The sequence below is a fragment of the Methylobacterium sp. J-088 genome, from assembly GCF_022829295.1.
Lineage (GTDB): Bacteria > Pseudomonadota > Alphaproteobacteria > Rhizobiales > Beijerinckiaceae > Methylobacterium.
This window is the reverse complement of record NZ_JAKSYH010000216.1, coordinates 17,593-36,687: the sequence shown is the minus strand read 5'-3', so window position 1 is coordinate 36,687 and position 19,095 is coordinate 17,593. Positions and strand designations below refer to the sequence as shown.

Sequence of the window (19,095 nt, the reverse complement as noted above, 5' to 3'; positions counted from 1 at the left end):
ACATTGTATGTCTCGTTGAACACAGCGCGACACCCCAGGACGCTACCCGGCTCTCAGCTGCGTTCCCCTACACGACGCTCTCCCGATCGGACACGCCCCCCCCCGCACCCCCTGGCGGGGAGTGCGGCCGCCGAACGGCGTCGCGCCGGGACGAAGTCCCGCGAGAGGGGAGCGACGGTTCAGAACGAGGCTGTAGCCCTCCCAACGGCTCCGCCTTTTCGGAAGCCGGGTTCCCCTCTCCCGACCCGGCCTGACGGCCGGCTCACCCTCCCCCGCCGAGGGGGAGGGTGACGCGCCTCGTCGTCCCGCAACCCCATTCATCGATGAGGCCGGAACATCGTAGCCCTCCGCAACTCGGCCTGCCGTCGCATTGCCGGCGTCACGCACCACCGACGCCCAACACGAAATCCGGCCGGTAGGTCGCCCCCTCGACGGGGTTCGAGACCCAGCGGCAGCGCCCGACCGCCATGTCGTGGCCGGCATGGAAATGCCCGGAGATCCAGAGATCCGGCCGCTCGGCATCGGTGAGGTCGTCGAGCGCCGTGGAGGCGTAGAAGGCCGGCACCCACCAGGGGACGCCGGGCTCGTCCCGGTAGCGATCGGCCGCGCGCGGGCTCGCCGGATGGTGGGTGATCACCACGGTGGGACCGTCATGCGGGATCCGGAGCGCGGCGTGCAGGGCCGCCCGCTCGGCTTGGTGCTCGGCCATCGCGTCCGCGGGCTGCCAGGGACTGCCGCCGGCCTTCCGGATCGAACCCAGATATTCCCGCGAGCCGGTGACCGGGTCGGTCATGCGCGCGGCCGCGTAGGCGATCGGATCCTCCGGGCGCCCGGGCGTGTCGGCGTCGAGCCAGCGCCCGGCCAGCGTCCAGTCGCTCCACAGGGTCGTGCCGACGAAGCGCACCCCATTGATGACGCAGGCCTGCGCCCGCTGGAGCAGGTGGATCCGGGCGCCGAGCCCGTTCAGACGCGCGACCTCCGAGTCCAGGGCCGCCAGCAGTTCCGGCGCGGTGCGGCCGTCGCCGGTCGGCGCGTAGCGCTCGTGGTTGCCCGGGACCAGCACGACGGGCCGCCCCTGCGCGAGGTGCAGCAGACCCGCCAAGCCGCGCTCGGGATGCCCCTCGTAGAGATCGCCCGGGCAGGCGAGCAGGTCGAACGGCTCGGTCGGCGGCGCGATCAGGTCGAGGCGGCGCCGTTCGAGGTGGAGGTCCGAGATCGGGAAGATGCGCATGGCTGTGATTACCGGGCGGCCCGGCGCTCGGCCGCCGCAGCCTTGAGGATGTCGGCGGCGGAATCGGCGTTGAGGATCGCGATCCCCGCCGCCACGACGAGATCCGGCCAGGGCGATGGGTAGAGGGCGGTCACCAGCCCGGCCGCGATGATCGCGAGGTTGGCGAAGGCATCGTTGCGGGCCGAGAGATAGGCCGCCTGGGTCAGGCTGCCCGAGCCGGTCCGGTGCCGGGCGAGCATGGCGGCGCAGGTCAGGTTCACGGCGAGCGCCCCGAGCCCGGCAAGGGTCAGCGGCAGGGCGGAAGGGGCCACGAAATCCGAGATTTTCCCATAGGCCGCCCAGGCGCCCGCGAGCGCCGGCAGGAGCAGGATGCCCGCCATGGCGGTGCCGAGGCGGGCGCGGTTGCGCGCGCTCCAGCCGAGACCCGCAAAGATCAACAGGTTGATCGCTGCGTCCTCCAGGAAATCGAGGCTGTCGGCGATCAGCGCCACCGAGCCGATGGCGAGCGCGACCGCGATCTCGATCCCGAAATAGCCGAGGTTCAGCGCCGCCACACGGGCGACGACGGGGCGGAGGGCGGGCGGCGCGGGCCGGGCGGCATCATCGGCAATCACGGGGCGCGTCTTCGCCGACCCGGGCAGTCCTGTCGAGGGCTGTTGAGAAAACCCTGCCCGCGCCTCAAGAAAGTTCGAGGCTCTTACGCCTTCGTCCGGGTGGATTCGATTCCGTGATCGTGCGAGGCCAGCAGAGGGCCGGGCGCGCAAGGCGTCGCAGGCCGGAAGCGGAGGTCTGCCGAGTCATGCTGCCCGAATTGCGCGTTCTCTTTTTCGAGGATCTGGAGGTCGGGCTGTCGGAGACCCTGTCGAAGACCATCGCGTCCTCGGACGTGGTCGGCTTCGCCGAGATCACCGGCGACCGCAACCCGATCCACCTGTCCGAGCATTTCGCCGCCCGCACGCCGTTCGGCACCCGCATCGCCCACGGCCTCTATACCGCCGGGCTGATCTCGGCGGTGCTCGGCACCCGCCTGCCGGGACCGGGCGCGGTCTACATCTCGCAGACCCTGAACTTCCGCGCGCCGGTGCGGATCGGCGATGTCGTGGAGGTGACCGTGACGGTCGCCGAGCTGATGCCCGAGCGCCGGCGCGCACGGCTCGCCTGCCAGTGCTCGGTGGCGGGGGAGACGGTCCTCGACGGCGAGGCACTGGTGAAGGTGCCGACCAAGGCCGAGGCCGACCCGCTCGCCATCCGCACCGAGCGACAGCAGGGCTGAGGTGGAGCCGGTTCCGGAGACGATCACCGATCCGGACGATCCGCGCCTCGAACCCTACACCCGCATGCGCGAGCGCGACCTCGTGGGCCGCGCCGGGCGCTTCATCGCCGAGGGCGAGGTGACCCTGCGGCTGCTGCTCGGCCGACGCAGCCGCTTCCGCGCCGAATCGATCCTGCTCCTGCCGGAACGGTGGCCGGGCCTCACAGAGGCCGTGGCGGCATGCCCTGCGCCGCCGCCGGTCTTCCGCGCCAGCCGGGCCGTGATGAGCGCCGTGGCGGGCTTCCCGATCCATCGCGGGGTGCTGGCGGTCGGCCTGCGCGGTGCGGAGCCCGACGCGGCGGCGCTCGTGCCGCCCGCGCCCGCGCCGGCCCTGGTGCTCGGCCTCGCGGGCCTGACCAACCACGACAATGTCGGTGCCGCCTTCCGCAACGCCGCCGCCTTCGGGGCGGATGCCGTGGTCCTCGACGCCGCGAGCTGCGATCCGCTCTATCGCAAGAGCATCCGGGTCTCGGCCGGCGCCGCACTGATTCAGCCCTTCGCGCGGCTCGCCGTGGACCAGGACTGGCTGCAGCTCGCCGAATCGCTCGACCTCCAGGCGCTGGCGCTCAGCCCGGGCGCAACCGAGACCCTGGAGGAGCACGCAGCCCCCAAGCGGGCGCTCCTGATCCTGGGCACGGAGGGGCCGGGGCTCGATACGGCGATTCTCGCGTGGGCACGGCCGGTCCGCATCCCGATGGCGGCGGGCTTCGATTCCCTCAACGTCGCCACCGCGGCGGGCATTGCCCTTCACGAGATCGCGTGCGGCCAGGGGCGTCTCGACGTCGAACGATAAGGTCCAGCGCAGACGCCACGCCCGGGATCACAGGTCCGGTCCGCTCAGCGCGAGATTGAGATCTTTGGTTGAAAGAATTTCTGCGATACAACCACAGAATACAACGTGATCAATCTCCCGCCCTAGTTTCCGCGACCGCATACGCAAAAACGTAAGATTTCCATGGTCTATCCGGCTGTAGTACCGCAACCCGACGGGTCGGACCGTGAGAACATCAAATCATGTCGCGCGCCATTGGCTGAGGCTGCCAAATCCGGCCGCACGGCTGTGGCCTGAGCGGAGCGGTGCAACGGCGGTCGAGTTCGGGCTCGTCGCGCTGCCGTTCCTCGCCATGGTCGGCGCCTGTCTCGAGAACGGGCTCGTCACCTGGGAGCAGGAGATCATCCAGCAGGCCGTCGTCGAGGCCGGGCGCCAGATCTATACGGGCTCGTTCCAGACCGCGAATGCCGGCACGACCGACGCGGCGACACTGCTGAGCCGGTTCCGGACCGCGATCTGCACGCAGCCGAACGGCGCCCCGCGGGTGACGATCTTCAACTGCGCCAATGTCCGCGTCAGCATCACGCCGGCCGCCAGCTACGCCGGAGCCACGACGGTCTCGCCCGTCGCCTTCAACACCAACGGCGTCAGCGACTGGAACCCGAACTTCCAGAGCTACACCTGCGGCGGAGCGTCCTCGATCATGGTGGTCCAGGCAGCCGTCGACATCCCGGTCTTCTTCCCGTTCCTCGGCGCGGCGACGGCAAACCTGCCGAACAAGCGGCGCGTGCTCCAGGCCGCGACCGTGTTAAAGATCGAGCCCTACACCACCAAGTCCGTCTGCTCGTGATGACCGCCCTCTCGCAGACCCTGAAACGCTTCCGGGCCGACGGGCGGGGCATCGCCGCGGTCGAGTTCGCCCTGGTTCTCCCGGTGCTGATCGCCATCTACTTCGGCACCGTCGAGTTGACCCGCGTCCTCGATGCGAACCGCAAGCTGACGTTGTTCGCCCGCACGCTGGCCGACCTCTCGGGGCGCGCCGACAACCCGAAACCCTCCGCCGCCGACATGACGACGATCGCCGGCGCGGCGACCGCGATCCTCCGGCCGCTGGACGCTTCGGGCCTCCAGATCGTCGTCAACGCCATGGGCGTCGAGTCGGTCTACGGCACCCTCTACGGCGGCGTGTGCTCCAGCTGGCCCCAGAACGCGACCCAGCGCCCCGCCCAGCAGATCAACGGGACGAACGGTTTGCCGGCTACGCCGGCCGCCTATCAGTTCGACGGGGCGCGCTACATCCTGGCGGAGGTGTCGATGGCCTACACGCCGATCATCGGCAGCGCCCTCTACCGTTGGATCTTCGGTGCGCGCGGTCTGACCTTCACCCGGCAGATCCCATGGTCGCAGCGGACCATCAACGAGATCGTCATGCCGGGCGGCGTGGCCTGCCCGACCTACTAGAGCGCTCTCCGCCGAAGTGGACACCGGTTCGGCGCAAGAGAGCGCGCACAAACGAAGGCTTCGAGGGGGGCTCGATTGCAACGCGATCGGGCACCGCTCGAGAGCCTCATCCTGCGACGGGGGCTTCGGTCTTCCGGACGCGATGAGGCACGACCAACAACCGGACGCCAACCCCCGATCGCGACGGTCGGGACCAGCATCGTCCCTATTCCAGCCTGTGTTCCATCGCGCTCCGGCCGGACGCCCCCAGGTCCACCGGCAGGGCGCCCAACCGCGCGAGGGTACCGTGTCGTTGTTTCCTGACCGCGCCATCCGCTCCCTCCGCGTGCGCCTGACGGATTACCGGCGGGCGCGCTCCGGCCAGGTCGCGATCACCCTCGCCCTCATGGCGGTACCGATCCTGTTCGCCTCCGCCGCCGCCATCGATTACGGCCGTCGCAACGCCGCCAAGGCACGGCTCGACGCCGCGCTCGATGGGGCCGTCCTCGCGGTCATGTCCCAAAAGACCAACACCATCACGCAAACCAATCTCCAGAACATGGAGACGCAGTTCCGGACCGAGGCCGCCAAAGTCCCCGGCGTGACCGTCACCTCCTTCACGCCCGGGACACCGGTCAACGGAACATCGACCTTGAGCCTGACGGCGAGCTACACGGCCACCGTGAAGACCAGCCTGGCCTCGATGATGAAGGTCACGTCGATGAACATCGGCGCAACTTCGGCCAGCACCCGCAATCTGTTCCAATACATTAACTTTTACCTGCTGCTCGACAATTCCCCGTCAATGGGACTTGCGGCAACCGATACCGATGTCAACAACATGAAGAACGCGACGACCGACCGCTGCGCCTTCGCCTGTCACGAGCACACCTACGACAGCCAGGGCAATGTAACCGGCGACAATCTGAACGACTATTACCACGTTGCGCAGAAGAACAACATCAAACTGCGCATTCAAGTCCTGAGAGACTCGGTCTCGGCGCTGGTCGATCAGGCCAACGCCAGCATGTCGCTGAGCCAGCAGTTCCAGATGGAGATGTGGACCTTCAACGATTCCGCGACCCAGACGCGGTTGCAGGCCATGACGCCGACCCTGAGCCAGATCAAGACGGCGGCGGCCAACATCGACATCGCCTACGCGTATTACAGTCAGTCCGACAATCAGACCGATTTCGAGCGTGCCATTGCGAAGATGAACACGACGATCCCTGCCAGCGGGACGGGTACGACGTCGGCATCGCCGATCCGATTCCTCTTCTTCGTGACCGACGGCGTCGAGGATACCGGCGGCACCGTCACCAACCAGAGCGCCGGGTTTCAGAACAACAGCAATCGCTTCATCGGCCCGTTCAGTCCGTCGACCTGCAATACCCTAAAGAACAACAACGTTCGCATCGGGATCATCTACACCCAATATCTTCCGATCTACGACAATCCTTTTTACGTATCTAACGTCAAGCCGTACGAGAACCAGATCGGGCCGATGCTGAAGGCCTGCGCGTCGGACGGCCTGTATTTCCCCGTCGCCTCCGGCGGCGACATCACGGCCGCCATGCTCCAGCTGTTCTCGACCGCCGTCGCCTCCGTCAGACTGAGCAATTGACGCGCCCGTGCGGCGAGCACGGTTCGTCGCGCCCGCGACGCAGCTGTCGCTCTCGGCAGTATAAAGAGACGGCGCATGGGGGAATGCTCGTCGCCGCACTGCCGGCGTCCACCCGTGGATGGATCTCAGATTTCACGCACGCTCGACAGGGAAGGCATGCGCCGAGATGGGCCAGCGCTTTGTCTGCCGACCCGATAGGCGACTGAGACCACTGCCACCTCACGCCGCCCGGGCATCGGCGGCCGGCTTCGGGAGCAGCGCCATGAGCGCCTGCAGCGGCGCACTCGCCTCCCCGGTCCAGACGAGATGCGTGCGATTGCGGCGCAGGCGCTCGGGCAGCGGATGGCGCTGCACTGCGTCGCTCAGAACGGCATGGTCGAGCATCTCGCTCGGCACGATCGCCGCCCCCGTGCCCGCCGCCACACAGGCCACGATGGCGTGGTAGGAATTCATCTCCAGCACCCGCTCGGGCGACGCACCCTCCCCGTCCAGCCACGCGACGAGGCGGGCGCGGTAGGAGCACCCGTGCGGGAAGGCCACGACGGTGCGTCCGCCCAGCGCGACCGCCGCGCGGATCGTCGTCGCGCCCTTGCCGGTGATCAGCACGAGATCCTCGTCGAAGACGTGAACCGACGCGAGGCTTCGACGCTCGAACGGCTCCGAGATGAAGGCCGCCTCGATTTCGAAACCGTCGAGCTGACGCAGCAGCGCGCGGGTCGTGCCGGTCCGCAACTCGATCGCGACATCCGGATACCGCGCGTAGAAGGCCGACAGGATCGGCGGCAGCCGCGCGCCGGCCGCGCTCTCCAGGGAGCCGAGCCGGAGCACGCCGCGCACGTTTCCGCCGCGCAGATCCCGCTCGGCCTGATCGGCCATCTGCAGCAGCTTCTCCGCATGGCCCAGCAGGGTCCGCCCGGCCTCCGTCAGCGCGAGGCTACGCCCCTGGCGGCGGAACAGCGCGACGCCGAGGCGTTCCTCGAACTGCTTGATCCGGGTGGTCACGTTGGAGGGCACCCGGTGCAGGTGCGCCGCGGCCCGTGTCACCCCGCCCTCGCGCACAACACTGCGGAAGATGTCCAGGTCGTCGAGATCCATTGTTCTCATGACAAGAACGATAGGTCACAAAAATTCATTTTCCAAGACGGTCGGAGCCATGTTCAACGGACCCGATGAGCACGACGCAGCCCGCCGCCGCCGAAACACAGCCCACGATTGGGCCGATCATCGGGTCCGGCCTCGTCGCCCTGGCGGTCGCCATGGGGATCGGCCGGTTCGCCTTCACGCCGCTCCTGCCGCTGATGGTCCGCGACGGTACCCTGAGCCCGGCGGCCGGCGCGGAATGGGCGGCGGCCAATTACCTCGGCTACTTCCTCGGCGCGCTGACCGCCGCTTGGTTCGCGGGCGATCCGCGGCGCGGGTTGCTGCTGAGCCTGCTCGGCGTGGCGCTGACGACCCTCGCCATGGCGGCGATCGAGCCTGGGTCGGCCGCGGTGCTCGGCCTCGCGCTGCGCGGCGGCGCCGGGGTGTTCAGCGCCTGGGCGCTGGTCTGCGCGAGCGGCTGGTGCCTGGCCGAACTCGCCCGGCGGCGGGCCGGGCAGGCCGGGGCCTGGGTCTACACCGGCGTCGGGCTCGGCATCGCCCTGGCCGGCCTGCTGACGTGGCTCGGCGGACGCCAGCCGGCGCAGCGACTCTGGCTCGAACTGGGCGTCATTGCCGGCGCCGGCGCGCTTTTCGTCTGGGCGCAATCCTCCGCGCCATCCTCCAGAGCGGACACGCAGACGGCCGAAATCACCGAACGGGAGGCCGCATCCGCCGCGCCGATGCCCCGGAGCCGGCAGCTCTCCCTCGTGGTCTGCTACGGAACCTTCGGGTTCGGCTACATCGTTCCGGCGACCTTCCTGCCCTCCATGGCGCGGGCGCTGACGCCCGATCCGCTGGTCTTCGGGCTGACATGGCCGCTGTTCGGCCTCGCGGCCGCGCTCTCGGTCGCCGCGGTGGCGCGCTTCCTGCCCCATGGCTCCCGCCAGCGGATCTGGGCGCTGGCGCAGGGCGTCATGGCGCTCGGCACAGCCCTGCCCCTGTTCGTCCCGACCCTGCCGGCCATCGCGGTGTCGGCGATCCTCGTGGGCGGCACCTTCATGGTCGCCACCATGGCGGGCCTGCAATTGGCCCGCGAGGCGCGGCCCGACAATCCGACGCCGCTCCTGGGCCGCATGACCGCCGCCTTCGCGGCCGGGCAGATCGCCGGCCCGCTGCTGGTGCGTGCCCTCGGCTCCGGGCGCTGGGGCGGTTGGGACGCGCTGAGCTGGACCGGCGCGGTTGCCACGCTGCTGCTGATCCTGACAGCCTTATGGCTGTGGCGGTCCGCGCGACCCGTCCCTTGATGCGCTCTCCACCGAACTGGACATCGATTCGGCATAAGAGAACGCATCACACCACGGGCTGAAAGCCATGCCCCATCCTGAGGCCCCTCGACCGATCGCCCCGGAACAGGGGCTATCGACACGACGGCCACCCGGTAAGGTTGTCCCGGTATAATCGCCCAGTTCGTTCTGCGCGCGACAAACGGCAGCAATTGCCGCCGGCGCGAGATGGCCTAGCTTGACCATTGGGCGTGCGGGGGAATCGACAGGGAGTCGGCGGCGTTGCTTCAGTCTGGGAATGGGTTGCGGGCGCTGACCGGTCGCCGGGTAGCCGTGGTCGGCGCCGGTCCGGGAGGCTTGGCCTCCGCCCTGCTTTTGGCGCGGGCCGGGATCCACGTGACGCTGTTCGAGAAGGACAGCCAGGTCGGCGGCCGCACCAAGACGGTGTCGGCGCCGGGCGGCTACAAGTTCGATATCGGACCGACCTTCTTCCTCTATCCTCAGATCCTGGCCGACATCTTCGCCAGCTGCGGCGAGCGGCTGGAGGACCACGTCAAGCTCGAACGGCTCGATCCGCAATACCACCTCGTGTTCGAGGGCGAGAGCGGGATCTCGGGGACGATCCGGGCGACCGGCGACATCGCCCGCATGGAGCAGGAGATCGCCCGCCTCGCGCCGGACGACGCCAAGAACGTGCAGGCGTTCTTCACCGAGAACCGGACCAAGCTCGAATACTTCAAGCCGATCCTGCAGCAGGCCTTCCACACCCTGCGCAGCCTCGCGAGCCCGGCGATGCTCGCCGCCCTGCCCTACCTGCATCCCGGCCGGAGCGTCGACCGCGACCTGAAGCGTTACTTCGCGGACCCGCGGGTGCGCCTCGCCTTCTCGTTCCAGACCAAGTACCTCGGCATGTCGCCGTTCCGGTGCCCGAGCCTGTTCACGATCCTGTCGTTTCTCGAATACGAGCACGGGGTCTACCACCCGGTCGGCGGCTGCGGCGCGGTCTCGGACGCGATGGCGGGTCTGGCCGGCCGTATGGGCGTCGATCTGCGGCTCAACACCAGCGTCGAGCGGGTGCTGTTCGACGGCAAGCGCGCCAACGGCGTCGTGGCGGACGGCGAGACCTTCAACGCCGACGCGGTGCTGATCAACGGCGACTTTGCCAAGGTGGTGCGTGCCCTGGTGCCGGAGCGGCACCGACCGCGCTGGCGCGACGCGAAGATCCATAAGGCGCGGCTCTCCTGCTCGACCTTCATGCTCTACCTCGGCATCGAGGGAAACATGCCCGAGAGCCTGGGGCATCACACGATCCTGCTCGCCGAGGGCTACGAGAAGAACATCCGCGAGATCACCGAGGGCACGCTGCCGATGCAGCCCTCGCTCTACGTGCAGCATGCCGGCTACACCGACAGCGGCATGGCGCCCCCCGGACAGACTGCCCTCTACGTGCTCGTGCCGGTGCCGAACCTGAAGTCCGGGATCGACTGGGCCGCCCAGCGGGCGAGCTACCGCGCCCTGATCATGGAGCGGCTGAAGCTCCTCGGGATCGCGGATCTCGAATCCCGGATCCGCTACGAGCGGATCATCGACCCGACCCAGTGGGAGGAGGATTTCGCCGTCCACGAGGGCGCTACCTTCAACCTCGCCCACGACCTGATGCAGATGCTGTATTTCCGGCCCCACAACCGCTTCGGGCCAGGGCTCTACATCGTGGGCGGCGGCACCCATCCGGGCTCCGGCCTGCCGGTGATCTACGAGGGCGCCCGCATCTCGGCCCGTCTGCTGATCGAGGAACTGGCCGGTGCCCGCGCGGCCGCCTCCGCCGGCATCCCCGAGACCGCACCGCTGGCCACCTCCCACGAGGCCTCGTGAGCCGGCCGGGGGTTCGGAGGTCGGGTCGACGGCACGGTCTGCCCGGGCTCGTCGTGGCGGGCACGCTCTGTGCCACCGTACCGGCGACGGCCGCGACCGTGCAGGTCGAGATCGACGGGATCGAGCCCGGCGGCGGCCCGGTGCGGGTCGCCCTGTGCCAGGGGAGCCTCGCGGAAGCCGCCTGCGCCCGGGGCGATGAGGCCTCGGCCTCCGCCGGCCGGCTCCAGTTCACCTTCCAGGGCGTGCCGACCGGGACCTACGCGGTGGCGGCCTATCAGGATGCGAACGGCAACGGCCGCCTCGACCGTACCGGGCTCGGCCTGCCGCTCGAACCCTATGGATTCTCAGGCGTCGCCGGGCGCCGGGCGCGGCCGGATTTCGCCGAAGCGGCCTTCAGCCTGCGGGAGCCGGGCGGCTCCATCCGCGTGCGCCTCGCCCGCGCCCTGCCGCGGCGCTGACGCGGATGGGCGATCCCCTGGTCAGGATCGCGGGCGTCGGTCTCGACCTCGGCGGGCGGCGGGTCCTGGAGCGCGTCGATCTCGACCTCGAAGCCGGCGAGACCCTGGCGCTCCTTGGCCCGAACGGGGCCGGCAAGTCCTCCCTGATGCGCCTCGTGGCGGGCCGGCTCGGCCCGAGCGCGGGATCCGTCCGGGTCGGTGGCGCGGATCCGCACCGCGCGGGCAGCGCCCGCCGCGCCATCGGCTGGGTCCCGCAGGAGATCGCCCTCTATCCGAAGCTGACGGTCGCCGAGAATCTCGGCGTGTTCGGCCAACTTGCGGGTGTCGCCCGGCGCGACCGGAGAGCGGCCGTGGAGGCCGCGCTGGCGATGGCCGACATCGCCGAGGTCGCGCGGCGCCCGGTGGGAACCCTGTCGGGGGGCTACCGACGCCGGGTCAACATCGCCGCGAGCCTGATGAACCGACCCAGTCTGGTCCTGCTCGATGAGCCGACGAGCGGTGTCGACCTCGCCGCCCGCGCGGCGATCCACGCCGTCCTCGACCGGCTGAAGGCGGCCGGCACCGCGATCCTGATCGCCACCCACGACTTTGCGGAAGCCGAGCGTCTGGCCTCGCAGGTCGCATTCCTGGCGCAGGGCCGGATCGTGCGCGCAGGCCGCCTCGCCGATCTGCTCGCGCAGCTGCGCACGGGCGCGCCCGAGCGGGAGCTCGGTCTGACGGTCCCGGCGGACGCAGCTGCAGCCGCGTCCCTGCGCCGGGCCGGCTTTGCGGCCGCCGAACCGGATGGCCTCGTCTGGCGCTCCGTCGAGCGCTCCGGGCTCGACGGAGCCGCCCTGCTCGGAGCCCTGCGGGCCCAGGGCATACCGGTGGCCGAGGTCCGGGTACGCGCTCCGCGGCTGGAAGCGCTCTACCTCGACGCCCTTCGGCCCCGCGAGGCGAACGACAGCGGGACCACCACCCTGCGGGCGGGGATGGCCCGATGATCGGTGCCGCGTTCCGCGTGATGGCGCTCAGCCTGCTGCGCGACCGCGCCGCGCTGGTCATGGCCTTCGTGCTGCCGACCGTGATGTTCTCGATTTTTGCGGCGATCTTCTCCGGGGCGACCGGCGACCGGATCCGCATTCATCTCGGACTTGCCGATCTCGCGCAGACCACCGCCACGCGGCGCCTCACCGATGCGCTGGCGGCCGATCCGTCCCTGCGGGTGACGCGCCTGCCCGTGACCGACCTCGTCGGCGTCGCCGAAGCGGTGCGCTCGGGCGAGGTCGATGTGGCGCTCGCCCTGCGGGGCGACCTGATTGCGGCTCCCGCGGAGGGCGCGCCCGGACCGGCCGACCAGCCGGTGGTGCTGGTCGAGAATCCCGCCAAGGCGCTGGCGACGCCGATCGCGCTCGGCCAGCTCCAGCGCGTGCTGAACGCGGCCTTGCCCGACGTGGTCCTGTCGCGGATCGTCGCCGACGTGGAGCGCAGCGGCAAGATCGGCCCGGACGAACGCCGCTTCCTCGACGAGGCGTTCGCCGAGCAGCGGGCCAAGAAGGAGCCGTTCGGCTTCGCCGACTTGGTCGAGCGGCGCAGCACCGCCGCCGGCACGGCGAACGCCCGGATCAGCTACTACGCGGGGGCGATCACCGCCGTGTTCCTGCTGTTTGCCGCCATGCAGGGGGCGATGTCGCTGGTCGAGGAGCGCGAGACCGGCCTCGCCGAGCGGCTGATGGCCGGTCCGGGCGGGCTTCCGGTGGTGGTGCTCGGCAAGTTCGGCTTTCTGACGCTTCAGGGCGTCGTGCAGGCGGGGCTGATCTTCCTGGCCGCCGCACTCCTCTACGGGGTGGAGATCGGCCCGCACTGGCCGGCCTTCCTGGCGACCTGCCTGCTGGTCTCGGCCATGGCGGCGGGACTGGCGCTCGCGGCCTGCGCCCTCGCGGCGTCCCGCCAGCAGGCGCACCTCGCCTCGACCTTCGGGGTCCTGCTGCTCTCGGCGGTGGGCGGCTCGATGGTGCCGCGCTTCCTGATGCCGCCCTGGCTGCAGCAGGCCGGCTGGCTCACCCCCAACGCCTGGGCGATCGATGCCTATCAGAACGCGTTGAGCGAAGGGTTCGCCGTCGCGGCTCCGGCGCTGGCGGTTCTGGGGGGCCTGGCACTCGGCGGACTCGGTCTTGCCCTCACGCTGGTGGCCCGACGTACGGCCTGACCGGACGACACTATTCGACGTAGACGCCGGCTCCGATCAGCGCCCCCGCGCCCGCGACGTGGGTCTCACAGACGTAGCTCCATTTCACGGTGGGCACCGCCTGCCCCGGCCTCGGGAACATGTAATCGACCCAGCCCGAGCCGAACTGGCCGACGGTCTCGATGAAGTCCCGATGGAATTGCTTCCCATCGGCGTCGCGCTCGTGGAGCAGGTCCCGCCCCTCGCGGTTCGGATAAGCGGCGTTGAACAGCACGACGCCCCGCATGTCGACAACGAACAGATAGACATCCCCGTAGCGCCATCCGCTGCCCTTCTGCCGGAATTCGGTGAAGGCGGCGGGGCCGCGCTCCTCCAGGAACTCGGCCGCCCGGTTGACGAGCTTCTCGATCTCCACGGCCTGATGGAAGACCGGCGGCGAGCGCTTCCCGGACGCGGGCAGCGTCGCGCCGAGCAGGAGCAGCACCGGCCAGATCAGCAGGGCTCTCGCCATGGCCTCACCTCACCGCAGCACGATCCGGCTTTCGATCCCGCGGCCGGTCAGGCCCGCGTTTCCAGGGCGGGACCGCCGGGTGTCAGGCGTTGCCGCAGGGTCGCCAGCCACCGGCGCCGCGGGGGCGGGACCGTCGGGCCGACGGCATTGGGCAGGGCCTCGAAAGCAAGGCGGTTGCGGTGCAGCTCGATGATCCGGTGGAGGTGTCGCATCGCCGTGAGCCCCTGCGCGGCGATCAGGCGATGGCCCTCGCAGGCGCCGTCCTCGACGAGGCGCTGCACGGCATCCTCGGCCCGGGCAATCAGCCCCCGCGACTCCAGACAATACAGCTCCATCTCAGCGAGATCCGGCATTTCAACCTCCCTGCCGATCGCGTCTCTGTATTAGACCTATGCTGAATATTGCTGTGATTGGCCGGAAAGCATCATCCGTTTGGGGTGTATCGCGCTTCCGTTCCGATCACCGTTTCGTGCGCGCCAAGCGACCGGGGCGGACGACACGATTGCCGGCGCTCGGTCGGCCGCGGCTTCGGCCAGCCTGTCGCAAGTCAGGCCCGGAAACCGGGGGCGCGACGATCCGCGCTGGTCCTGCGACCAGGGGCGCGCGGACACGGCCGGCGTGATCGGTCACGGTCCGGTCCCGCCTGACGAGACGAATCTATGCTCCGCCTGCTCATCGCCGACGGCAACGATCGTGCGGCCCGCGGCCGGCACGTCGCCGCCACGGGCCGGACTTCGGCCGAGTCCTACGCCGCCGTGGTGCAGGCCCTCGCCCCCGGGACAACCTGCCGTTTCGTCAGCCCGGCCGATGCGGACGCCGCGCTGCCGGCCGGGCTCGATGATTTCGACGGCGTGATCTTCACCGGATCGACCCTCAAGGTCTCCGAGGGCACGCCCGAAGTGACCCGGCAGGTCGATCTGATGCGCGCGGCCCTGGAGGCAGGGCGGCCGATCTTCGGCTCGTGCTGGGGCGTCCAGGTCGCCGCCACGGTGGCTGGAGGCAAGGCCGCCGAGAACCCGCGCGGCCCCGAATACGGCTTCGCCCGGTCGATCACGCCGACCGAGGAGGGCCGGACCCATCCTCTGCTCGCCGGCCGCCCGGCCGCCTGGGACGCCCCGGCGATCCACTCGGACGCGGTGCTGCAGCCGCCGCCGGGCGCCCGCGTGCTCGCCGGCAACCCGATGCTGGGCATCCAGGCGATCGAGATCCGCTACGGCACCGGCTGGTTCTGGGGGACGCAGTACCATCCGGAACTCGACCTCGACGAACTCGCCGCCATGCTGCGCCTCTGCGACACGGCCCTCGTGGCGGCCGGCTTCGCGGAGGATGCCGGGGCGGTGGCCGCCTATGCCGACGAGATTGCCGGCCTCGGTGGACCGGACGTGGGGGCGGCCCGGCGCCTTGCGTGGCGCCACGGGATCGGCCCGGAAATCCTGGACGCGACGCTGCGTCGCCGGGAAATCGGCAACTTCCTGGCCCGTCTGTCCACAAGCGTGGACGAATAGACCTGCGCCGCGACCGGGTGGCGCGTTGACCCGCCCGGTCGTGGGTCTAGCTTCGCTGGAGAGGGCCGCCTCACGGCCTCGGGAGCGACCCATCAGGATGACCCAGGATTCTACGGTCGCCGTCATCGGCAGCGGGCTTGGCGGACTCGCGGCCGCATGCGTCGCCGCCGCGCGGGGCCACCGCGTGACGGTCTACGACAAGAACGGCTGGCTCGGCGGCAAGGCGGCGGTGCTGCACGAGGGCGGCTTCCGCTTCGACATGGGCCCGACCATCCTGACCGTACCCCGGGTGCTGGAACGGATTTTCGCCGAGGCCGGCCGCTCGGTCCACGACTACATGGATTTGCGCCGCCTCGACCCGCAATGGCGCTGCTTCTTCGACGACGGCAGCCAGATCGATCTGATGCAGGACATCGAGAGGATGGCAGGCGACATGGAGCGCTTCGCCCCCGGCAGCGGCGAAGGTTATAAAAAATTCCTCTCCATTTCGGAGCATCTGCACGGGGTTTCGGAACGATTCTTCTTCTGGAAGCCGGTCGAGGACCTGTTCGACACGATCAATATTCGCGCCAACATGAACCCCGGCACGCTGCGCGACGTGCTCTCCTTGCGCATGCACGCCTCCGTGGCCTCGACGATCCGCGGCAAGGTCAAGGATGCCCGGCTCGCGCAGATGCTCGACCACTTCGTGCAGTATGTCGGCTCGTCGCCCTACGGTGCGCCGGCGGTGCTCTGCGCCATCGCGCACATGCAGACGGCCGACGGGGTCTGGTACCCGATGGGCGGCACGCGGGCCGTCGCCGAGGGGCTGGCGAAGCTCGCCCAGGAACTCGGCGCCACCTGCAAGACCGACACCGAGGTGACCGGCATCGAGACCGCCAACGGCGCGGTCCGCGGGGTACGCACCGCCGCCGGCGTCACGCCGTTCGACGCGGTGATCTCCAACATGGATTCGGTGCGCACCTACCGCGAACTCGTCGGCGGTGATGCTGCCAAGGCCTACGCCAAGAAGAACCCCGAGCCGGCCTGCTCGGGCGTGGTGCTCTACCTCGGCCTGAACAAGCGCTACGAGCACCTGAACCACCACGATTTCGTCTTCTCCCGCGATCCGGAGGAGGAGTTCGACTACATCTACAACAAGGGTGAGCCGGCCCCGGACCCGACCGCCTATCTCGCCGCCCCCTCGTCCACCGATCCGAGCGTGGCGCCGGAGGGCGGCGAGGCGCTGTACGTCCTCGTGCACACGCCGTATCTGCGCCCCCACCACGACTGGCGCCCGGACGGCCCGCTGTTCCAGAACTACCGCCGGACGATCCTCGACAAGCTCAAGCGCACCGCCAACATGCCGGATCTGGAGGAGCGTATCGTGGTCGAGCGTCACCTGACGCCGCAGGACATCCACGAGCGCTATCGGGTTCTGAACGGCGCGATCTACGGACTGGCCTCGCACGGGCGGGTGATGGGGGCGTTCAAGCCCGGCAACCGCTCGCGGCAGGTGCGCGGCCTCTATCTCGCGGGCGGTGCCGCCCATCCGGGGCCCGGCATGCCGATGGTGATGATGTCCGGCTGGATCGCCGCCGACGCGCACGATCAGGACGCGCGCGGCGCTTTGCGCGCCACGGCGTGAGATCCGCGCCGCCCTTCCCTCCCCCCTCTGCGGGGGAGGATGGCCCCCGAAGGGGGTCGGGAGGGGGGCAGCGCGACGCGGCAGAACTAGGCTCGGCGTTCACGTCGGGCGTGACCCTACCTGCACCGTCGCTCCCCTCTCCCCCCCTGCTGCGCAAGGTACCCTCCCCCGCAGAGGGGGGAGGGAGAGAAGCGCATCTCCCCAAGGTCTCCCCCGCGATCCGCCGCTTCATGGTGGCGTGGTTCGAGCGCTATCTCCACCGCCATCTCGACGCGTTGCGGATACCGCTCTGGAGCACGCCCCCCGACCGCGGCCACCGCGGTCCCATCGTGGTCTATTGCAACCATCCCGCGTGGTGGGACGCGGCCCTGATCATCGTGCTGGCCGGGCGCCTCTATCCGGAGCGGCCGAGCCGCGCGCCGTTCGACGCCGCGATGCTGGCGCGCTATCGGATCTTCGAGCGGATCGGCGCCTTCGGGGTCGATCTCGACAGCCCCCGGGGCGCCGCGCAGTTCCTGGCGGCCGCCCGGACGATCCTGGCCGCGCCCGACGGGATGCTCTGGATCACCGCGCAGGGCCGCTTCGCCGATGCCCGCGGGCGGCCCCTGGCGCTACGGCCCGGTGTGGCCCGTCTGGCCGAACTCGCGCCCGATGCCCTGTTCGTGCCGATGGCCGTCGAATACGCCTTCTGGGACGAGCGCGGCGCGGGCGCCTTCGCGGCATTCGGCGCCGGGATCCCGGCCTCCGACCTCGCCGCCCTGCCCCGGCCGCAACGCCTCGCGCGGCTGGAAGCCGACCTGACCGCGACCCTGGACCGGCTCAGCGCCGATGTGATCAGCCGCGAGCCGACCCGCTTCCGTGCCCTGATCTCGGGCCGCAAGGGCGTCGGCGGCGTGTACGACCTCTGGCGAAATCTCGCGGCCCGGCTCTCCGGCCGGCGCTTCGATCCGGCCCATCGCGCCGCGGACGGACAGGACCGCGCCGCGTGAGGGCTTCGACTCCATCCCGCACCCATGCGATGCAGGGGCCGGGCGGGATCCATCTCCGGCACGGACCATGACCGATTCGATCCTGACGGCCCTGGCTCTCCTGGGTCTCGCCCTGGCGCTCCTCCCGGCGGTGCTGACGGCGGTAAATCTCGCGGTCCTGCGCCGGCCGTCGCCGGAGGCGGATCCCGATCGCGTCTCGATCCTGATCCCGGCGCGCAACGAGGCCGGCAACATCGCCGCCACCGTCCGCGCGGCTTTGGCCAGCACGACGGTGCCCGTGGAGGTGATCGTCGGCGACGACCATTCCACCGACGCGACCCCGGAGATCGTGCGGTCCATCGACGATCCGCGCCTGCGCCTCGTCGCCGTGCCGGCGCTGCCCGAGGGCTGGACGGGCAAGAACCACGCCTGCTTCCACATGGCCGGCCTCGCGCGCGGGCGACATCTCCTGTTCATCGATGCCGACGTGCGGCTCGAGCCGGATGCTGCGGCATCCCTGGCGGCGCAGTCCCGCCGCACCGGCGCGGCCCTGATCAGCGGCGTACCGCGGCAGGATTTGGGCACGCCCGGCGAGATGCTGACCGTGCCGATGATCGACTTCCTGCTCCTCGGCTATCTGCCGGTGCCGCTGATGCGCCACCTGCGCGACCCGTCGCTCGGCGCGGCCTGCGGGCAACTCGTCCTGATGGAGGCCGCGGCCTACGCGGCCACGGGTGGCCACAGCGCGATCCGCACCTCACTGCATGACGGCGTCCGCCTGCCGCGCCTGTTCCGCGCGGCCGGCCACCGGACGGATCTCGTCGCCGCCGCGCCGCTGGCCACCTGCCGGATGTATCACGGCTTCGCGCAGGCCTGGGCGGGCTTCTCGAAGAACGCCCACGAGGGCATGGCAACGCCCCGGGCTCTGCCGGTCTGGACTCTGCTGCTCGGGGGCGGACAACTCCTGCCGCCGCTCCTCGTCCTGGCCGGCCTGCTCGGCCTGATCCCGACCGCCGCCCTGATCGCCGCCGCTTCTTCCCTCGCCCTCTCCCTGGCGACGCGAACGGCCATCACCCTGGTGGTCCGGGCGCCGCTCGCGACGATCCCGCTCCACCCGGCCGCGGTCGCGGTGGCGCTGGCAATCCAGTGGAACGTGCTGCTGCGCCGGGAGCGGGCCGGGGCCGCCACCTGGAAGGGCCGCAGCTACCCGGTCCGCGGGGTCTGAAGCCGCCCCGATCCGGCGCG

At 70.2% G+C, this 19,095-nt stretch carries 19 protein-coding genes; 14 read left to right on the top strand and 5 right to left on the bottom strand.

Annotated elements, in window-relative coordinates:
• Positions 1-379 precede the first annotated feature (379 nt).
• The gene (locus tag MKK63_RS24270; RefSeq protein ID WP_244006289.1) at positions 380-1,231 is read right to left on the bottom strand and encodes a metallophosphoesterase; all 852 of its coding nucleotides are present in this window, start codon (positions 1,229-1,231) and stop codon (positions 380-382) included.
• A gap of 8 nt (positions 1,232-1,239) precedes the next feature.
• Entirely contained in the window at positions 1,240-1,845 is a 606-nt protein-coding gene (locus tag MKK63_RS24265; protein ID WP_244006286.1) for a cation transporter, read from the bottom strand.
• Between the two features lie 185 nt (positions 1,846-2,030).
• Between MKK63_RS24265 and croR the strand changes: the two genes are divergently transcribed.
• The 5 genes from croR to MKK63_RS24240 all read left to right on the top strand — a co-directional run bounded on the left by croR (position 2,031) and on the right by MKK63_RS24240 (position 6,379).
• A complete protein-coding gene (gene croR, locus MKK63_RS24260) occupies positions 2,031-2,504 on the top strand; it encodes a 3-hydroxybutyryl-CoA dehydratase (RefSeq protein WP_244006284.1) in 474 nt (157 codons plus the stop codon).
• A 1-nt stretch (position 2,505) separates the two neighbouring features.
• Complete coding sequence (locus MKK63_RS24255; protein WP_244006283.1) at positions 2,506-3,336, top strand: TrmH family RNA methyltransferase; 831 nt, start codon at positions 2,506-2,508, stop codon at positions 3,334-3,336.
• Between the two features lie 205 nt (positions 3,337-3,541).
• The gene (locus MKK63_RS24250) at positions 3,542-4,165 is read left to right on the top strand and encodes a TadE/TadG family type IV pilus assembly protein (protein ID WP_244006282.1); all 624 of its coding nucleotides are present in this window, start codon (positions 3,542-3,544) and stop codon (positions 4,163-4,165) included.
• Complete coding sequence (locus tag MKK63_RS24245) at positions 4,165-4,776, top strand: TadE/TadG family type IV pilus assembly protein (RefSeq protein ID WP_244006281.1); 612 nt, start codon at positions 4,165-4,167, stop codon at positions 4,774-4,776. The genes MKK63_RS24250 and MKK63_RS24245 overlap by 1 nt, the downstream gene beginning before the upstream one ends.
• A 292-nt stretch (positions 4,777-5,068) precedes the next feature.
• The gene (locus tag MKK63_RS24240) at positions 5,069-6,379 is read left to right on the top strand and encodes a Tad domain-containing protein (protein ID WP_279574841.1); all 1,311 of its coding nucleotides are present in this window, start codon (positions 5,069-5,071) and stop codon (positions 6,377-6,379) included.
• A gap of 219 nt (positions 6,380-6,598) precedes the next feature.
• Here the strand turns inward: MKK63_RS24240 and MKK63_RS24235 are convergent, their stop codons facing one another.
• The gene (locus MKK63_RS24235; RefSeq protein ID WP_244006280.1) at positions 6,599-7,474 is read right to left on the bottom strand and encodes a LysR family transcriptional regulator; all 876 of its coding nucleotides are present in this window, start codon (positions 7,472-7,474) and stop codon (positions 6,599-6,601) included.
• Positions 7,475-7,548: 74 nt separating this feature from the next.
• On the opposite strand from MKK63_RS24235, the gene MKK63_RS24230 reads away from it, so the two are divergent.
• The 5 genes from MKK63_RS24230 (at position 7,549) to MKK63_RS24210 (ending at position 13,260) form a co-directional block, all read left to right on the top strand.
• A complete protein-coding gene (locus MKK63_RS24230) occupies positions 7,549-8,763 on the top strand; it encodes a YbfB/YjiJ family MFS transporter (RefSeq protein ID WP_244006279.1) in 1,215 nt (404 codons plus the stop codon).
• Between the two features lie 261 nt (positions 8,764-9,024).
• Positions 9,025-10,614: a phytoene desaturase family protein gene (gene crtI / locus MKK63_RS24225; protein WP_244006277.1), complete on the top strand. Its 1,590-nt coding sequence runs from the start codon at positions 9,025-9,027 to the stop codon at positions 10,612-10,614.
• 38 nt (positions 10,615-10,652) lie between these two features.
• Complete coding sequence (locus MKK63_RS24220; RefSeq protein ID WP_244006295.1) at positions 10,653-11,072, top strand: DUF2141 domain-containing protein; 420 nt, start codon at positions 10,653-10,655, stop codon at positions 11,070-11,072.
• 5 nt (positions 11,073-11,077) lie between these two features.
• Entirely contained in the window at positions 11,078-12,055 is a 978-nt protein-coding gene (locus MKK63_RS24215; RefSeq protein WP_244006276.1) for an ABC transporter ATP-binding protein, read from the top strand.
• Positions 12,052-13,260, top strand: coding sequence for an ABC transporter permease (locus MKK63_RS24210; protein ID WP_244006275.1), 1,209 nt, complete (start codon positions 12,052-12,054; stop codon positions 13,258-13,260). The genes MKK63_RS24215 and MKK63_RS24210 overlap by 4 nt, the downstream gene beginning before the upstream one ends.
• 10 nt (positions 13,261-13,270) lie before the next feature.
• On the opposite strand, the gene MKK63_RS24205 is transcribed toward MKK63_RS24210, so the two are convergent.
• Positions 13,271-13,750 (bottom strand): cache domain-containing protein, encoded by a 480-nt coding sequence (locus tag MKK63_RS24205; protein ID WP_244006274.1) that lies wholly within the window; start codon positions 13,748-13,750, stop codon positions 13,271-13,273.
• A gap of 47 nt (positions 13,751-13,797) precedes the next feature.
• Positions 13,798-14,103, bottom strand: a complete 306-nt coding sequence (locus MKK63_RS24200) for a hypothetical protein (protein WP_244006273.1) — start codon at positions 14,101-14,103, stop codon at positions 13,798-13,800.
• Between the two features lie 306 nt (positions 14,104-14,409).
• Here MKK63_RS24200 and MKK63_RS24195 point away from each other — a divergent pair, with 306 nt between their 5' ends.
• The 4 genes from MKK63_RS24195 (at position 14,410) to MKK63_RS24180 (ending at position 19,075) form a co-directional block, all read left to right on the top strand.
• Positions 14,410-15,255 (top strand): type 1 glutamine amidotransferase, encoded by an 846-nt coding sequence (locus MKK63_RS24195; protein ID WP_244006271.1) that lies wholly within the window; start codon positions 14,410-14,412, stop codon positions 15,253-15,255.
• 97 nt (positions 15,256-15,352) lie between these two features.
• Positions 15,353-16,882, top strand: a complete 1,530-nt coding sequence (locus tag MKK63_RS24190) for a phytoene desaturase family protein (protein ID WP_244006269.1) — start codon at positions 15,353-15,355, stop codon at positions 16,880-16,882.
• A 230-nt stretch (positions 16,883-17,112) separates the two neighbouring features.
• Positions 17,113-17,871 (top strand): lysophospholipid acyltransferase family protein, encoded by a 759-nt coding sequence (locus MKK63_RS24185; protein ID WP_244006267.1) that lies wholly within the window; start codon positions 17,113-17,115, stop codon positions 17,869-17,871.
• A gap of 67 nt (positions 17,872-17,938) precedes the next feature.
• On the top strand, positions 17,939-19,075 hold the full coding sequence (locus tag MKK63_RS24180) for a glycosyltransferase family 2 protein (RefSeq protein WP_244006265.1): 1,137 nt from the start codon (positions 17,939-17,941) through the stop codon (positions 19,073-19,075).
• Positions 19,076-19,095 lie beyond the last annotated feature (20 nt).

Bases quoted from the DNA above. Each gene is read 5' to 3' on its own strand.
- MKK63_RS24185 (WP_244006267.1), top strand. From the start codon at position 17,113: ATGGTGGCGTGGTTCGAGCGCTATCTCCACCGCCATCTCGACGCGTTG.
- MKK63_RS24200 (WP_244006273.1), bottom strand. From the start codon at position 14,103: ATGCCGGATCTCGCTGAGATGGAGCTGTATTGTCTGGAGTCGCGGGGG.
- MKK63_RS24180 (WP_244006265.1), top strand. From the start codon at position 17,939: ATGACCGATTCGATCCTGACGGCCCTGGCTCTCCTGGGTCTCGCCCTG.
- MKK63_RS24235 (WP_244006280.1), bottom strand. From the start codon at position 7,474: ATGGATCTCGACGACCTGGACATCTTCCGCAGTGTTGTGCGCGAGGGC.
- MKK63_RS24195 (WP_244006271.1), top strand. From the start codon at position 14,410: ATGCTCCGCCTGCTCATCGCCGACGGCAACGATCGTGCGGCCCGCGGC.
- MKK63_RS24230 (WP_244006279.1), top strand. From the start codon at position 7,549: ATGAGCACGACGCAGCCCGCCGCCGCCGAAACACAGCCCACGATTGGG.
- MKK63_RS24270 (WP_244006289.1), bottom strand. From the start codon at position 1,231: ATGCGCATCTTCCCGATCTCGGACCTCCACCTCGAACGGCGCCGCCTC.
- MKK63_RS24190 (WP_244006269.1), top strand. From the start codon at position 15,353: ATGACCCAGGATTCTACGGTCGCCGTCATCGGCAGCGGGCTTGGCGGA.
- MKK63_RS24205 (WP_244006274.1), bottom strand. From the start codon at position 13,750: ATGGCGAGAGCCCTGCTGATCTGGCCGGTGCTGCTCCTGCTCGGCGCG.
- MKK63_RS24245 (WP_244006281.1), top strand. From the start codon at position 4,165: ATGACCGCCCTCTCGCAGACCCTGAAACGCTTCCGGGCCGACGGGCGG.
- MKK63_RS24215 (WP_244006276.1), top strand. From the start codon at position 11,078: ATGGGCGATCCCCTGGTCAGGATCGCGGGCGTCGGTCTCGACCTCGGC.
- MKK63_RS24210 (WP_244006275.1), top strand. From the start codon at position 12,052: ATGATCGGTGCCGCGTTCCGCGTGATGGCGCTCAGCCTGCTGCGCGAC.
- croR (WP_244006284.1), top strand. From the start codon at position 2,031: ATGCTGCCCGAATTGCGCGTTCTCTTTTTCGAGGATCTGGAGGTCGGG.